Here is a 16,185-nt window from a genome sequence, read left to right on the forward strand (position 1 = left end):
ACCGACACTGGTGATTGTATAAATCCGTCACAATCGCGGTGAAATTTAAATTGATATGTTGATAAGCAAACCATTATGCCTTGGTGTATTTGGAATATAATGTAGAGTTTATAAAAACAGAAGGAGTTGAAATTTAATCCTAATAGGATTAACTGATATTGGATAATCAGCTTGAGTTCAAAGTTTTCCTGCTAAGAAATAAAAATACCTCCCGTCAATTTTAAATTGTCATATATTCATAACTCATATGCAATTTGTTTGTTTTAAGCTTTAACCTCCGATACAACCTATTGATAAATAGACTCTAATTTTATTAAATGAATAAGGATGGATTAATGAATCTTAAGTCGTGGAGTATTTTGTGCCTTTCTTTAACAGCAACCCCAGTTTTTGCTGGAACTGATTTATTTTTGACTAATAACTCAGATCAAACTTTAACAATTCAGGTCAGCCATGATGGAACTGATTTGCTTCAGCATGGTGATGAATGGCAACAGTTAGCTCAATCGATTGGACCTTGGGAAACCAAATCTGTACTGACTTTCAATCGCTGGGAAGGGGTTAAGTCAGGCAAGACTTACCGTTTTAATACAGTGGTATCAAATCCTGTTGGGGAGAGTATCGTGCTCAATCAGGTAATGAAAGGGCATTGGTATAACTCAACGCTAGAATACGGAGTATCGTCAGCAGATGTGTCATTATCACTTAAAGATGACCGCAATATTCATCGTGCTAACACTTCCGCTTTTGGTGAACGACAGGTAGAGCTTGCTTTTAAATCTTCAAAAACAGCTAGATACGATGATCTGCATTACACAATCACTCCGGCTAAAGTCGATGAAAAGATAAATTCAGATGATAATACATTAAAAATGATGACGTATAACATTTGGGCTTTACCTGTCATTGCTTCTCATATTGGTGACCGTTTTAGCTTAATCCCTGATTATGTAAAAGGTTATGACGTATTAGCTTTGCAAGAAGTGTTTGCTAGTGGGCGTAATGCTTTTCTTCGAGAGTTAGCCAAAGAGTATCCTTATCAGACCAAGATGTTGAACAAAGAAGGGATCAATATTCACGATGGTGGGGTCACTATTGTGAGCCGTTATCCTATCGTGAATCAGGCGCAGTTTATTTACCCTGACTGCTCTGGAACCGATTGCTTTGCCGACAAAGGGATCAACTATGCTGAAGTGATTAAAGGTGGCAAGGCGTATCATGTGTTTGCGACGCATACGGCTTCTTTTGACACCGATACAGCTCGAGATTACCGTCAGCGTCAGTTTAGACAGATGCGTGAAATGGCAGCATCATTAAACATACCTAAAAATGATGTTGTCGTTTATAGCGGTGATTTTAATGTAAATAAGCTTAAATTTCCGGGTGATTATCAGCAAATGATTGCGAATCTAAGCGTAATAGAGCCGCAATACTCTGGTTATACTAAGTCGACATTTGATCCCCGTATTAATAACTTTGCGGGCAATCGACTTTCGGGGGGCAAGAATATTGAGTACCTCGATTACGTCATGGTGAGCAATGAATACGGGGTAAAAAATAATAACAACAACCGAGTTGACGTTCCTCGTACTACAGATGAAAAATTGTGGAAGCATTACAACCTATCTGACCACTTCCCAGTCACCGCGGTTATTAAGTAATGAAGCGTCGTATTTCGATCGTGATGCTCGCTGTAATGGCGAGTATCTTTTATTGGCAGTGGAGTGAAAGAGAGGCGACTAAGTTACCTTCTGAACTTACTAAAATATCAACACAATCAACAGGTATGTCGTTATTATCTGCTGAAAATCAAGAGCTTGATGTTGGAGGTGTAGAAGCGCTTCAAGGTTTTACTGTAGTAAAACAAAATGGTCATGAGCCTCAAAATTTGATGTCAGATCAGGTAAGCAAGTTGACTAACAGCCAAGGACAAGCCTTGCATCAAGCGATGGCTGAGTTATGGCAACAGTGTCGTCGATTGAATAACTGTAATGGGTTATTGGCACAATTAAAGATTGAACTGCCAGAAGCGCGTTATTGGCTGGTGGCACAATTTCCTGAGTTGGACGCACAGTGGCAATTGAGGTTGGGGGAGCTTCCATTGGATGACTACAGCTCGTTGGCTGAGAAAGTGACTGAAGTAAAACAACAAGCTAGGGCGTTATGGGGGGATCTTGCTGATACTGTTTTTGCTGATGAGTTTGCTCTGTATGATTTCACGCTAGCTTCGCAGCAGCTGGAGCAAAGCACGAGTGAGGATTTTTTGGCTAATTATCAGGCTTTATTGAAGAAATGGCAGACTGCTGACACCAGCTTATCGCTTGATAATAATATGGCGCTATATGAAAAAGGGATGAGCTTGATCCCTAGCACTTATAGTCAAGCGCAGCGTGAGCAAATCAAACAGCAATTAACAGAGCAATATCTAACGCAAGAGCAATCTGTTTCTATTGCCCACCGAGAGCAACAAGTTGCTGAGCAGCAGGTTCAAGTGGAAGATTATCAGAGCCAATTGGCACAGCTGACCGCATCACTGAATCATCTGAGGTCGACTAGCTTGTCAGGAATGTCTGAAACGGATTGGCAATATTATCAGCAGCAGAAAATTAGCGAGTTTCGAATTGCTTTCTTTAAAGGGAAGCCTTAATCGCCATTCATCGGCGCGACTGATAATAAAAACAGCCCTCACTTAGGCAAGTGAGAGCTGTTAGGTTTATTGCTAGTTTGCTTTTATTGGATACTCGCTTGATTTATTTAATAGCTCAACACCTTAAGGTGAAAGGTATCCGCTAAAGGCGTTCCCATGGTGCACCAGAAGTGCCAGGGATATCTCCTTTCGTCCACCATTTAGCTTTGTAGGTCGCACCTTGATAAGTCACCTTATCGCCTCCATTGTAGGCTTTTGTGGCAATCCACTCAGATATAGAATCTGAATCTTGAGCTTGCCATACATCTGACTGACCCGGAACATCACCTTTTGTCCACCATTTGGCGGTGTAAGTGATGCCATTGTGAGTAACAGTATCGCCTTCAACGTAGGTTTTATTTTTATCCCAATCTGAAGTGGTATTGTTTTCTGGTTTGATTGTGATTGTTTTTGCGGTATCAACTGAATTATTGCCGCCATCAATCACATTCACATGCACATTTACAACCTGATCGGCTTCTACTTCTGGCGCAGTTAATGTAGCGCTGCGATTGTCATCGGCAATCACCATGGTGATATTTTTGTCGTTATTCCACGTAACACTGAATTCTGTGTCGTCAACATCTTGAATATCTAAGTTGAAAGTGATGTCTTGACCGCTTTTTACACTGTCTGGTGCCGTTAACGTCAGTGTTGGTGGGAAATTATCAGGTTTAGGCTTAGCGGTGATAGTCATACTATCGCTATCGCTTACACCATCTTGGTTAGTGATTGTGAGAGTAAATTGGTATTGCGTTATTGCATCTACTCGAGGAATTGTGACTTGTGCTTTAGGTTTGTTTGGTGACTCAACGACTAAAGTGCCGTCAACAGATACCCAGTGATAACTCAATGTATCGTCAGGTGCTGACGTTGAGCGACTACCGTCCAGTATTACGACATTGTTATCAGAAAATACTTCGATGTCTGCACCAGCGTTGGCTGTTGGTTTTGCGTCAACAGTATCGTCAATGATTGTTACATCGAATTTGTTTTCAACACATTTGCGGTAATCACCTTCAATGAAGGCAGAGAAAGGACCTTGATAAGCAACGAGTTGACACTTGTAGGTTTCACCTGATGGTGTATCAGGAGTCCAGCCCCAATCTTGTTCCCAATAGATGTTTAGTGCGCCTGCGCCACTAGCATCAAATTGTTTCATCGCCGCACAGCCAAGCACTTCGCTTTCAGCAATGGGTACATTTAAGTATTCAGCAAAGTGGCGATAGTAGTTAATGCGGTTTTGCGACTGTTGGTGTTCACTGCTACCACCACATTCGACACCACCATTAATGATTTGAGTGGTTACACCGAACCCAGGGACTAAGCCGTTGGTAATATCACGCTCATTGGGTTGCCATGTGCCATCAATAACATGCAGCATACTTGGCTTTGGCGGTTGAGGGTATAAGTAGAAAAATACTGCGCTGGCTAGGTTTAGCCAAGTGTCTGCCACTAATTCTGGCTCGTTTAGCAGTTTTTCAACATTACCATAAATGGATTGTGAAAAAGGCCCATAGTTATAGTTGTAACTTAACTGCTTTGAACCTCGACCAAAGTAGCTTTTGTAACTACCATCGGCGAATTTTCCACATGGATACGCCTGAGCTTGCCATAAGGATGGATCACAAATACCGTATCCGCCAGAAGTACCTTCTTCCCAGCCCACTTCTCGTAAGTAGTACAGCCCTTGTTTCCACTCAGGGTTACTGCTGTGTGGGTTGTGCCCACCTGTTTCTTGAGTGAAATGTGCAAACATTGTCGCTAATGACTTACGACAGATCGCCTCTGAATCTCGACCATCGCTATAGGTGCCACAAAAAGCAGGATATTTACCAATCGCTTTTAAGAAATTTAAGTAAGTGTATTGTTGATTGCGCTCGGGGAAAATTTCATTCCAGGCTGCTTGGCTCACAATACTTTCAACACGTTTAACGTTTGTTGGGTTATTTGCTGAATTGATTTGAATTGCTTCAACAGTTTCGTTATCTAGCGTTTTTATGGAATCCTTTACAAGTTGTAATCCATCAGGAGCACTGGCAATGATATTTTCTTCGTCCTGTTGTATCTGGCTTAACTTAATTTCGTAAGATTGTGCCAGAGCTGAAGAAGAGATAATCGCTAGTGCTAAATGAGAAAGGTGCAGAGTTTTAATTCCGAACATGTTATTTCCTATTTAGTTTAAAAGCATAATTGTGATTGCTCATTGGTGAGCTATGTAATTGTTATGTGGAGCCTTTTATATGCTAGGAAATATGTTGATTTCTAACCTGAACCGATGTCACGAAATATTTATAATGAATATAATCAAAAATGATGAATGAAGCAACCTCTCATATTTGAATGAATGTAAGTATCGAGTAATAAATAATATTAATTGGTTGCATTCAAACTATTAATATCATCAAGGTGTTATTGGGTTAGATATTAATAACTTATGGTTTGGTCGCTCTATTGTGCTTTATTTAGAGTTAATACTTTATGTGGTGGCATTTTTGAACGCTAGAAATTTAATTTTGGTTGTTGCTGGTTTGTATATTTAAAATATTGAAAAATTAGTAAGGTTTTTAGATGGGTTTGTGAAGTGGTAGGAGCAAAATGCGTGTTAAAATGAAGCATGTTTCTTCCTTGGCTATTTCAGTTGGTCATTAATATGTCGAAGTCATACTACGAGCAAGAGTTAGATCGTTTAGACAGTGAGATTTTACTTCGCCCAAAACAGTACATACTGGTAAGGCAATCGAAAGCCTTCATGGAAAAGTACCACTCAGAAAGGGTTGAGCTAGATGATTTAGCAGAAGCTGCATTTATGTCTCGATTTCATTACGTTCGCATGTTTAAGCAAATGTACGGTATTACACCACGAAATTACTTGAAGGATATGCGGATTTTGAAAGCGAAGGAGCTGCTGAAGGAGGGGCATACGATCACTGAGACATGCTTTAAGGTTGGTTATGAGAGCGTCACTACCTTTTCGACTGTTTTCAAAAAGTGCACTGGGTATTCCCCAAAAGAGTATCAAAAGCTTCAGAAAAGCAATCTGGAATAAGTTTTCGGTAAATGTTTTCGCTACATTTAAGTTACTCCAAACAGTAAAGGTGCATTCAAGTGATTAAGATCGTTTTAACCAACGTTCCTGTTGATGATCAGAATAAAGCGTTAGCTTTCTATACCGATATCTTAGGTTTTATCAAAAAAAAGGAAGTGCCACTTGGCGAGCATAAGTGGCTTACCGTCGTGTCACCACAAGAACAATCGGGTGTTGAACTTTTGCTTGAACCAATGGCATTTGAGCCTGCAAGACTTTATCAACAATCGTTAAAAGAAGCTGGCATCCCATGGACATCTTTTGCCGTCGATGACATTCAAAAAGAATACGAAAGACTGTCGAACTTGGGTGTGCAGTTCTCAATCCCACCACGCGAAGCGGGTACAGTAATGATCGCAGTCTTAGATGATACCTGTGGTAACTACATCCAACTAATGCAAGAGCTATAAGGCATCGAGCAAATAATCGTATTTGAGGTTAAGGCGCTAAATTAACAGCGCCTTTTTGCTATTTAGCTTGAATATGTCCAATGGTATGGAGCGGGTTAGTTTTATCTTTTGCTATTTCAATGAAACTTGCTACTATCCGCACAGATAGTCGGGGTGCCAAAAGGCTGAGATCGCATGTTGCGAGACCCGTTGAACCTGATTCAGTTAATACTGGCGTAGGGAACTAAATGTCTGGCTAATGATCGTTTGATTTCAACTTCTCAACATCCTTGGCTCGACTGGCATACGATACTTAGTCCAGTCATTGCATTCATACCTGTTTCCTCCTCAAGGTTCTCCCTATCAGCTATCGGAATTGATAACTCTAAATACTGAGGGATAACATGAACATCCAAACCATTATTCAAGCCCTACATGCGGTTCGCGAGCAGAAACCGTTGGTCGTGAACATCACCAACTATGTTGTCATGAATAACACGGCAAATGCATTGTTGGCGCTTGGTGCATCTCCAATCATGGCGCATTCTCGTGAAGAAATGGCAGAGATGATGTCCTTTGCTGGCGCGTTAGTTATCAATATTGGGACATTAGACAGCGCATGGACACCACGAATGGCTTTCGCTGTTGAGCAGGCAAATATTCATCATCGCCCTGTAGTGCTTGATCCTGTTGGTTGTGGTGCGAGCTGCTTACGTGCAGAAACGTCTCGTCAAATTGCGAAGTCGGCTAATAAGCTGATTATTCGAGGTAATGCTTCAGAAATTATTTCTCTGGCAGGTGAAAAAGGTCAAAGCAAAGGCGTTGATTCACTTGATAGTGCAGAAAAAGCAGTAAATGCCGCGCGATTCCTAACCGAAGAATACCAATGTAACGTTGTGATTTCAGGTGATGTTGATTTTGTTGTGACAAAGGAAGGACAAGTTCAGCTACATAACGGTCATGCCATGATGCCACATGTAACGGGAATGGGCTGTACCTTGAGTGCGTTGACGGGGGCTTTTGCCGCAGTGGGAGAAGAAACTGGGTTAGCCGCTGCTGCTGTACTAGGCGTCGTCGGTGAAATAGCAGCAGAACAATCAAAAGGCCCAGGCAGTTTGCAGGTCAATTTGCTCGATACTTTGTATCAACTGGATGATGAGACATTAATTCAGCGTCTTAAGTTGGCATAGTAGGAGGAAAGATGAGTACATCTCGTATATATCTAGTGACTGATGATCAGCAAGATCTAGAAACGATGAAAATGGTTGTCGCAGAAGCTGTAAAAGGTGGCGTTGCGATGGTGCAAGTTCGAGAAAAGCATGGTGATGTGCGTACCTTTATTGAGAGGGCATCGGCTGTTAAAACGATTTTGCAGGGAACAGGAGTTCCACTGATCATCAATGATCGCGTTGACGTGGCTTTGGCCGTTGATGCTGATGGTGTTCATCTTGGTCAGTCTGATATGCCGGCTGAAATGGCTCGACAGCTTATTGGCAAAGATAAAATACTCGGGCTCTCTGTCGAAAATGAACAGCAATTGGTTGATGCTCAAAACCTGCCTGTCGATTATCTAGGTCTGAGCGCGATCTTTGCTACGCCAACAAAAACTAACATTCAAAAAGAGTGGGGCATTGAAGGGCTATCCAAAGCCGTTACACAAAGTACTCTACCTATAGTGGCAATTGGTGGTATTAACGCGTCAAACCTAAATGCTGTAACGGCGACAGGCGTTGACAGCGTTGCGCTGGTTTCGGCTATTTGCCATGCCGACTGTCCTAAAACGGCGGTACAGAATTTACTTAAAATATAGTTCGAGTATTGGCTTGATTACATAATTAGATGTTAATGAGGGTATTCAATGGCAGAGCCATAAGAGTACCCCATTTCTCCTTTCACTTTTAAGCATTAAGACTCGCCTCTATAGATCTCGGTCGAGATCACTCAATCTTTAATTCCCATATTGTTTAGTTTTAATATAGATCTAAGTTAGATATTTTCACCAAAAAGAAGGTTGAGTTCAAACTGGCAAAGAACAGGTCTTGACCAAAGTTAAATTAAGAGTAAGTTCATCCTATATTAGGAATGAAAACTGAACACAATAATAATTCATCCATACTCTGTAAGTAAATTAAATCTCCAATGTTTGAATATAACCTGAAATATTTCTCATCAGTGAATATTTCATGTTGAGTTGTCATGTTTTTATTCATGAGTCTGATTTTAATTAATAATGAGAATCTGGTGGTAATATGAAGTTTATAAAAGTAACTCAAAGGTTATTGTTTGTTACAACGGTAGCAATAGCCACATTAAACATGAGTGGTTGTTTTTATAATCAGAAAGAGTTAGGAAAAATAGGGGACGAAACTGAGTCAGTAGGTATAGTGTCAGTGACATCAGACTACATTGATTTAAACTTGAAGAATGCTAACTTTGTTTTAATTGATACTCGAACTGACGAAGAATTTAATGGTTGGGTTATTGATGAGAATATAAATGGCGGGCACATTTCAGGGGCAATCAACTTAGCTTTCAATCTGCTAGATGGACTAAGTAAAGAAGAGCTAAAAGAAATGCTTACCAAAAATGGCTTATCACCAGAGAAAAACATAGTTGTCTACTCAAACTATGGTAAAGAAAGTTTGAAAGTCTACAATGTGTTGAAAGAGGCAGGGTACGAAAATATAGCAAACTACGAAGGGGGAATGAAAGAATGGAGTTCGGTCAACCCTTTGAAAATAGAAAAGCTAAAATATTATGAGAAGCTGCTTTATCCTCAATGGGTTAAGGATTTAACTGAAGGTGAAAAAATAGCGCATTATGATGGTCGAGAATACATCATTGTACATGTGGATTATCAAAAAGAAGAGGAATATAAGAAAGGGCATATCAAAGGGGCTATTTATATTGATACCAACGAACTAGAAAGTTTACCACTTTGGAATGTGGTTTCGGATGAAAAAATTAAGAACTTATTAAGTGCAGCAGGCATAACTAAAGATAAGATGATTATCATCTATAGCGATGAGCCTATGGCGTCAGGAAGATTAGCGCATGTGCTTATGTATGCTGGGGTTGAAGATGTACGAATTATTAATTCCAACATAAAAGGACTGATTTCTGCTGGATTAACGTTGGAACAGGGTAGTAACGAATGGGTGCCTGATGATGATTTCGGTGGAAATATCCCGATGCACCCGGAATATACGATTAACTTACAACAAGCAAAAAAATTGATTGAAAACCCAAATGGAAGGTTAGTCGCTGTAGTCTCGTGGGACGAGTACGTAGGTGCAAATAATGGCGGTTATTCCTACTTTACTGAAAAAGGTCGCATTCCTGGTTCTGTATTTGGGCATGGTGGTTCTGACGGCTATCATTCTGAAGATTTTGTCGATTCTGATGGAACAATGAGAGATTACACTCAAATTCAAAAAATGTGGCAAGAGTGGGGAATTAAACCTGAAAATGAATCTTCTTTTTTCTGTGCCACGGGCTGGAGAGGGGCATTAGCTTTCTTTGATGCGTATTTAATGGGATGGGAAAACGTTAGTGTTTATGACGGCGGGTTCTATGAATGGATACAAGACCCTAATAATCAAATTGAAACCGGTGATCCGAGAGTAAATTAGAGCATGATTGACTGTATATCAGCCATAGTATTGACAGTTGCTAAGATAATGATCAAAACAGCAGAGAATTGAGTATTAGTAAGGTTAACCAAAGTGGAGCGTAATCATGATCACACCACCAAACACAAACCATACTTATCCTCGTAGTTTTAGTCATATCGGCATTTCAGTGCCAGATTTAGACGCTGCAGTAAAATTTTATACCGAAGTGCTAGGTTGGTATCTTATTATGAAACCAACTGAAATTGTTGAAGATGATTCCGCCATAGGCGAAATGTGTACTGACGTTTTTGGTGCAGGTTGGGAGCGTTTTCGTATTGCGCATTTGTCTACGGGTGACAGAATTGGTGTAGAAATTTTTGAGTTCAAAAATCAAGAGAACCCTGAAGACAACTTTGAGTATTGGAAAACAGGTATCTTTCATTTTTGCGTACAAGACCCAGATGTAGAAGGACTTGCCGAGAAAATTGTTGCTGCTGGTGGTAAGAAACGCATGAAAGCACCACGTTATTATTATCCCGGTGAGAAGCCTTATCGCATGATTTACATGGAAGACCCGTTCGGTAATATTCTCGAAATTTATAGTCATAGCTATGAACTGCATTATTCAGCAGGTGCTTACTAGCAGTTATATTCATATCAGATAAATGTAGAAGGCACTGAAATCAGTGCCTTAATTATATGAGGCAATGTGTTCGAGCTATTAAGCGAGCTACCCGTTCAGGACTACTTGTCCACATCGCCAATAGTACCTTCGTGTGAAAGATCGCCGAATAATTCAGCCCATACGAAAAAGCCCAGCATTTCTGCTGGGCTTTCTCTAAATGTGGCGGAGAGATAGGGGTTTACTGCTCGCAAGCTCGCGCCCTTCGGGCTATTGCCTTTTCGCGCCTTCGGCACGGGCAATGTGCTTTCGCTTCGCTCAGTTGAACCCTGTTCTAGGTTTCGGCACCCTATCTCATCATCACAAAATTTAGACGAAAAAAAACGCTGAATGTTCAGCGGTTTTTTTGAAATTGGCGGAGAGATAGGGATTTACTGCTCGCAAGCTCGCGCCCTTCGGGCTATTGCCTGTTCGCGCCTTCGGCACGGGCAATGTGCTTTCGCTTCGCTCAGGTGAACCCTGCTCTAGGGTTCGCACCCTATCTCACCATTTCCCGTGTTACAGATGTAAAAAAGCCAGCAATTAAGCTGGCTCTTTTGAATATGGCGGAGAGATAGGGATTTGAACCCTAGATACGCTACAAACGTATGCCGGTTTTCAAGACCGGTGCTTTCAACCACTCAGCCATCTCTCCGTAAGTGCGGCGTATATTATAGGTTATTGATTAAGGTGTAAATACTTGAGTTGCCTATTAGCTTGCAGTGTGAACAATGTGATTGCTAATTGTATTTTTTGTTTGTGTGGTAAGCATTGTGCTGTTTGTAATATGAGCATGCGTCAGAGGAGGTCAGCAAAATTCGCTGTATAAGGCAGGGAGGAGTTAAGCTACCTGGCTGTGAGCTGGAATGTCACTGCTTTAACTCAGGTAGCTTTGAGTTGTAGGGCTAGTATCTTTCGTCCAATTCCACTAGCTTCTTCATGAAAGCTTGAATTTGTGATTCATTATTACTGTGGAAATCAGTTGTAGTTTGGTTAATCACAGTTTCAGGATCTTCATTGGCTGTGTGGAAGTGATATGTATTGTGGAAGTTGATGTCTAAGCTGACGTTGTCATCGGTTAACGTAATACTGTAGCCATCATAGCTTTCGTGGTATTTCACATCTTCCAGCTGGCAACCGTGATCATCGAGGTTGTGACCAACGCTTTTAATCTTTTCGCACACGCTCAGTAGCGTACGAACATCAACATTATTTTTCATGACTGCCTCCTACCGCGCACATTGCTCCTACTTTTACTCTAGATGGTGTGGCTTGACCTGCCACCTTAGTTGGCAGTTGGTTAATTTAGATCAATATTTATAGTGTTGTTGGTAAGAATGCTCATCGAGTATAGGGCAGTTCTTTGTATCTAGTAATTAGATGCACTTTATTGTTTTTACGGATAAATATTCTGATGATTAGAGAAAATTATTCGGTGATCTTTTTTACTAATGTGGTAGTTTGGTTGTATCTATGATGTTAAATGGAATTGAATATGTTTAAACAGCTTAGTCCGGCACAGTTAGATCCCATCCTTTCGCTTTCCATTGCTTACCGCGAAGACAGTCGTACTGACAAAATGGATCTTGGCATTGGTGTTTATCGCAATAGCCAAGGTGAAACACCGATTATGCAAGCTGTTCAAACAGCGCAGACTGCGTTGCTCGCAGAGCAAAAAACCAAGGCTTACGTTGGTTTAGCGGGTGATGAAGTGTTTAACCAATCGATGATGGATTTATTGCTATCAGGTACTTCAGCACATGGTCGTGCGGCTGCGGTGCAAACACCGGGAGCCAGTGGTGCGCTCCGTATGCTGGCAGATCTAATGGCGATTGCTCAACCAGAAACTACAGTGTGGTTGACTGATCCTAGCTATGTAAACCACAAGCCAGTGATGGAAGCCGCTGGGCTGAAGGTGAGGTTTTACCCGTATTTCGATCGTCAAACAAAGCAAGTTAACAGTGACGCTATGTTAGCTGAAATTGCCAAGGCTGGGCCGAAAGACGTAGTTTTGCTGCATGGTTGTTGCCATAACCCAACAGGGGCTGATATTCGTTTTGAAGACTGGCAAGCGGTAACGGAACTTGCCAACAAAAATGGTTTCTTGCCTTTTGTAGATATCGCTTATCAAGGCTTTGGTGATGGTTTGGCGCAAGATGCGGCTGGTTTACAGCATTTGGCGGATAACGTAGAAGAGATGATTATCGCCACTTCTTGTTCTAAAAACTTTGGTTTGTATCGCGAGCGCACTGGTGCCGCAATTATCGTGAGTGACTCGTTACAAGAAGCGCAAAAAGCAAAAGGGCGAATTTTGAATCTCGCACGTGCAACGTACACCATGCCGCCAGATCACGGTGCTGCGGTTGTCGCTAAGATCTTGCAAGATGAAAAGCTTACCCAAGTTTGGCAGCAAGAATTAAATAGTATGCATCAACGCTTGCTGAATTTGCGTCAAGGGTTAGTGAAAGCGGTGAATGCACAAGGTAGTGATGCTTTTGATTTTATTGCGAAACACAAAGGGATGTTTTCAGTAACAGGTTTATCGCCTGAGCAAATTGCCCGAATGCGAGAAGATTTCGCGATTTACGCCGTCGCTGATGGTCGAATTAATATTGCCGGTCTTCAAGAGCAGAAACTGGATTACCTAGCGAACGCACTGGTGACAGTGTCACAATCTTAACCATTTTATGGATTGACATTGCTGTTGGTTGTTTGAAGAAGTGGGGGCTAAATGAGTCCCCATTTTTCGATCATTGCTCTGAGCTCTGATGATTGATATGGCTTACATAAAATATCGTTCATACCTGCAGTTATACAGTCTTCGCGCTCGGCTGTGGTGGTTCCTGCTGTAAGGGCAACAATTGGTTTACTGTAGCCCTGTTCACGGAGTGTTCGGGTTGCGGTATAGCCATCCATGATTGGCATTCGGCAGTCCATTAAAATCAAATCAAAGTCTTTGTCGCTAAGAAGATCTAATGCAATTTTACCGTTATCGGCGATTTCAGGGGTGATCCCCATTTTGGTGAGCATTAATTTGATGATCATCTGATTGGTTTTAAGATCTTCGACCACCAATACCGTGACTTTATCGAGTGGCTTGTCGGTTGATGCTCGTGGGGCGTCTTCTTCAACGGTATGATTATGTACCGCTAACGGTAGGGTGACGGTAAACGTAGAGCCTTTGCCGATATCACTTTCAAGCAGGATATTCCCGTTCATTTGCAAAGCGAGTTGACGACAAATTGCCAAACCAAGACCTGTGCCTTCATGGCTGCGTTTACTGGAGATATCCACTTGGCTGAAAGGCTTGAATAACTTGCACTGTTCACTTTTGGCGATACCACAGCCTGAGTCTGTTACGGAAAAAACAAGGTTTTCATCTTGCCAATCTAAATGAGCAGTAACACTGCCGTACTCGGTAAATTTAATCGCGTTACCGATCAGGTTAACAAAGATTTGTTTGATTCGATCTTCATCACCAACCAAATAATCGGGAATATTAGCGCCGTTGCTAACGGTGAAATCCAATTGTTTTTCCGAAGCGCGATGCATGAATACCGCTTGTAACTTCTCAGCAAGTTGTTTGGAATGAAAAGGAGAGGGGATTAGCTCTAACATACCCGCATTGATCTTACTGTAATCAAGCAAGTCGTTGATGATCGCCCGAAGCAGTTCACCTGAGTGGTTCAATGTTGTTAGGAGTTTTCGCTGCTCTGGCGATAGTGGTGTTTCTTCTAATAGTTCGGCTGTGCCAAGCAAACCATTGAGCGGTGTTCTGAGTTCATGATTGATCATGGCAAGGAAATCGCGAGTTGCACGTTCAGAGGCTTCGGCACGCTCTCTCGCTTGAATTGCTTGCTCTAAGGTCATTTGGCGACCTAGGGTAGTTCTTAGCATCTCGCCAAATAAAGCGATATGCTTGCGGATGATGCTGAGCCAGTAGCCTGATGCTTTCAGGCGTGCAGCAAAAAAACCTAAGCTGCCGTCTTTACTATTAAGGGCAAGCCAAAAAATCCCTTCTTTTTCATCCCACCAGTTTGGGTCATTTTGAAGCTCGGGTGGTGGTGTCCATTGCTGGCGACGCCCACTGTAAAACTCGCCTTTAAAATTTAGTGAGTCTTGTGGATTAATATGGATGCAAACAGCGCGCACAGAGGAGTTATCGACTAAGTCAGTACTGAGTTGCTGAAGCAAGCTTGGGGTTAAAGCTTCGGATAAAAAGCGCTGCCCGTAGTCTAACAGCATAGTTTCGACTCGAGTCTGATACGCCAAACGTTCAGAATCGAGCTCGGCTTGAGCTTTCAGCTTCTCAGCGGATTGTTGCAGCAGCTGGTTGGCATTGAATAAGTCGAGGCTTTTTTCCTCTAACAATTTTTCTGCCGCTTTACGTGCTGATCTTTCGCGTTTCAGCTTTTTCTCAAGTAATGCAATGTGGGCCGTTGGTTCCATAGACTTTAAGCCGCAAGCAGGATGTTAAATCGAACATGGCTTTGGTCGTTGACAATGGGCTCCATTTCAACCTCAATAGTTTGATTAAAGTGTTCAGCGCAGCCTTTGATTAACCCTAAGCAAACATGAGACATACAGCGTGCAGAGCGGTAATCCATCACCATTTGAGATTCAGTTTCTGAAATGAACTCAAATCGCGGTGGGGTCGCATCTGGGTAGAGCTTTTTAACTTCAATATGAATATGTTCTTCTACTTTTTTAATGAAAGTAAATGTCGAGGTTTGCCCATCAACAGGGATAGGTAGGCTCTCTAAAAGACGGGTGAAGACGGCTTTGCCGTAGACTTCTTGCAAGTCTTCAGCTGGCACACTTGTGATTTTGCTTAACGTGATGATGAGCTTAACAAGATCTTTATGATCGTAACTACCAACAGCGGTGTAACTACCTTCGTCAAATGCTTCGTCTAGCATCTGCTGACACACTTCCATCCCAAAAGCGGATTCGACGATATCCAGAAATTCAGTGAAAATGATCCCTTTCATTGCTCGATTTCCTTTTTATCCTTATTACCGCAAGTATGGTAAGCAAAGTAAAAATCGTCAAAAATCAATTACAAGAAAGTGTTTTAGCGTGAAGATAGCTGAGGAGTAGAGTGCCTAGTTTTTATGACTAGCCACTCTGAAAAGGTATGATTTAGTGCTCGATATAAAGGCTGTCAGCCGATGCTTGAGTCGATAGGTAAGCTGTCATTTCAGCTATCAGTTCGGCTTGGTTTGGTAGTGGGAGCGCATAAACATCGCTGATCAAACTACCTTGTTCATTTTGATACAACATACCGCATGCTGCTGGTTTGCCTTTAAAGAAGCCAACATACAGCTGAGCAGGTGAGTCTGCTTCAAACATGATTTGAGTAAGGTATTCCATCACCGCTTCTTGTTGATTTTCATCTTGCCATTGCTTAGAGCGAATAAGTGCATAGCGAATGGTGAGAGGGTGACAATCAACAGGGTAAAAAGAGAGGTGTTGGCTAGGTAGTGGCTGAGGTGCATTGAGAGACGTTGAAGTGGTTTCATCTTGCTGAGACTGGTACAGCGATAAACCTTGTTTACTGAGTTCGGTCGGATATTCTGCATCCGTGATGTGACTTGCCATCCAAGCCTGTTTTGAAGCGTGAAGTTGCTCAATCATTAACTACATCTATTCGTTCTGTGTTGAGGTAGGTTCACCATACAGCAAAAGAAATCAACTGTGTATGGTTATTTTGAACAATTAAACAAAAGGGAAACTCAGCAATCGCA

General features: G+C 41.7%; 14 protein-coding genes, 1 tRNA gene and 1 riboswitch. Of the genes, 9 read left to right on the forward strand and 6 right to left on the reverse strand.

Annotation, left to right across the window (positions count from 1 at the left end; genetic code table 11):
* Positions 1-335 precede the first annotated feature (335 nt).
* Entirely contained in the window at positions 336-1,661 is a 1,326-nt protein-coding gene (locus tag A3K86_RS20855) for a sphingomyelin phosphodiesterase (protein WP_068336125.1), read from the forward strand.
* Positions 1,661-2,647: a hypothetical protein gene (locus A3K86_RS20860; protein ID WP_068336128.1), complete on the forward strand. Its 987-nt coding sequence runs from the start codon at positions 1,661-1,663 to the stop codon at positions 2,645-2,647. The genes A3K86_RS20855 and A3K86_RS20860 overlap by 1 nt, the downstream gene beginning before the upstream one ends.
* Before the next feature lie 142 nt (positions 2,648-2,789).
* On the opposite strand, the gene A3K86_RS20865 is transcribed toward A3K86_RS20860, so the two are convergent.
* Positions 2,790-4,850 carry a chitinase gene (locus A3K86_RS20865; protein WP_068336129.1) on the reverse strand — a complete coding sequence of 687 codons (2,061 nt, stop codon included), beginning with the start codon at positions 4,848-4,850 and terminating at the stop codon, positions 2,790-2,792.
* Positions 4,851-5,438: 588 nt separating this feature from the next.
* Between A3K86_RS20865 and A3K86_RS20870 the strand changes: the two genes are divergently transcribed.
* The 6 genes from A3K86_RS20870 (at position 5,439) to A3K86_RS20895 (ending at position 10,420) form a co-directional block, all read left to right on the forward strand.
* Positions 5,439-5,735 carry a helix-turn-helix transcriptional regulator gene (locus tag A3K86_RS20870; protein ID WP_232322036.1) on the forward strand — a complete coding sequence of 99 codons (297 nt, stop codon included), beginning with the start codon at positions 5,439-5,441 and terminating at the stop codon, positions 5,733-5,735.
* Positions 5,736-5,794: 59 nt separating this feature from the next.
* Positions 5,795-6,184: a VOC family protein gene (locus A3K86_RS20875; protein WP_068336135.1), complete on the forward strand. Its 390-nt coding sequence runs from the start codon at positions 5,795-5,797 to the stop codon at positions 6,182-6,184.
* A 139-nt stretch (positions 6,185-6,323) separates the two neighbouring features.
* Positions 6,324-6,423: riboswitch (TPP riboswitch) on the forward strand.
* 144 nt (positions 6,424-6,567) lie between these two features.
* The gene (gene thiM / locus A3K86_RS20880) at positions 6,568-7,353 is read left to right on the forward strand and encodes a hydroxyethylthiazole kinase (RefSeq protein WP_068336137.1); all 786 of its coding nucleotides are present in this window, start codon (positions 6,568-6,570) and stop codon (positions 7,351-7,353) included.
* A gap of 11 nt (positions 7,354-7,364) precedes the next feature.
* A complete protein-coding gene (gene thiE / locus A3K86_RS20885; protein ID WP_068336141.1) occupies positions 7,365-7,973 on the forward strand; it encodes a thiamine phosphate synthase in 609 nt (202 codons plus the stop codon).
* Between the two features lie 439 nt (positions 7,974-8,412).
* A complete protein-coding gene (locus A3K86_RS20890) occupies positions 8,413-9,795 on the forward strand; it encodes a rhodanese-like domain-containing protein (RefSeq protein ID WP_068336144.1) in 1,383 nt (460 codons plus the stop codon).
* 106 nt (positions 9,796-9,901) lie between these two features.
* Entirely contained in the window at positions 9,902-10,420 is a 519-nt protein-coding gene (locus A3K86_RS20895) for a lactoylglutathione lyase family protein (protein WP_068336147.1), read from the forward strand.
* A 582-nt stretch (positions 10,421-11,002) separates the two neighbouring features.
* Here A3K86_RS20895 and A3K86_RS20900 read toward each other — a convergent pair.
* Positions 11,003-11,093 (reverse strand) — tRNA-Ser (locus A3K86_RS20900).
* 250 nt (positions 11,094-11,343) lie between these two features.
* On the reverse strand, positions 11,344-11,658 hold the full coding sequence (locus A3K86_RS20905) for a DUF3081 family protein (protein ID WP_068336149.1): 315 nt from the start codon (positions 11,656-11,658) through the stop codon (positions 11,344-11,346).
* 275 nt (positions 11,659-11,933) lie between these two features.
* Between A3K86_RS20905 and A3K86_RS20910 the strand changes: the two genes are divergently transcribed.
* Positions 11,934-13,118, forward strand: a complete 1,185-nt coding sequence (locus tag A3K86_RS20910; RefSeq protein WP_068336152.1) for an amino acid aminotransferase — start codon at positions 11,934-11,936, stop codon at positions 13,116-13,118.
* Between the two features lie 47 nt (positions 13,119-13,165).
* Here the strand turns inward: A3K86_RS20910 and A3K86_RS20915 are convergent, their stop codons facing one another.
* The 3 genes from A3K86_RS20915 to A3K86_RS20925 all read right to left on the reverse strand — a co-directional run bounded on the left by A3K86_RS20915 (position 13,166) and on the right by A3K86_RS20925 (position 16,075).
* Positions 13,166-14,887, reverse strand: a complete 1,722-nt coding sequence (locus tag A3K86_RS20915; protein ID WP_068336155.1) for an ATP-binding protein — start codon at positions 14,885-14,887, stop codon at positions 13,166-13,168.
* Between the two features lie 5 nt (positions 14,888-14,892).
* Complete coding sequence (locus A3K86_RS20920) at positions 14,893-15,429, reverse strand: heme NO-binding domain-containing protein (protein ID WP_068336159.1); 537 nt, start codon at positions 15,427-15,429, stop codon at positions 14,893-14,895.
* Positions 15,430-15,580: 151 nt separating this feature from the next.
* On the reverse strand, positions 15,581-16,075 hold the full coding sequence (locus A3K86_RS20925; protein WP_068336162.1) for a hypothetical protein: 495 nt from the start codon (positions 16,073-16,075) through the stop codon (positions 15,581-15,583).
* Between the last annotated feature and the right edge of the window lie 110 nt (positions 16,076-16,185).

The sequence above is a fragment of the Photobacterium jeanii genome, assembly GCF_001650345.1.
Taxonomy (GTDB): Bacteria; Pseudomonadota; Gammaproteobacteria; order Enterobacterales; family Vibrionaceae; genus Photobacterium; species Photobacterium jeanii.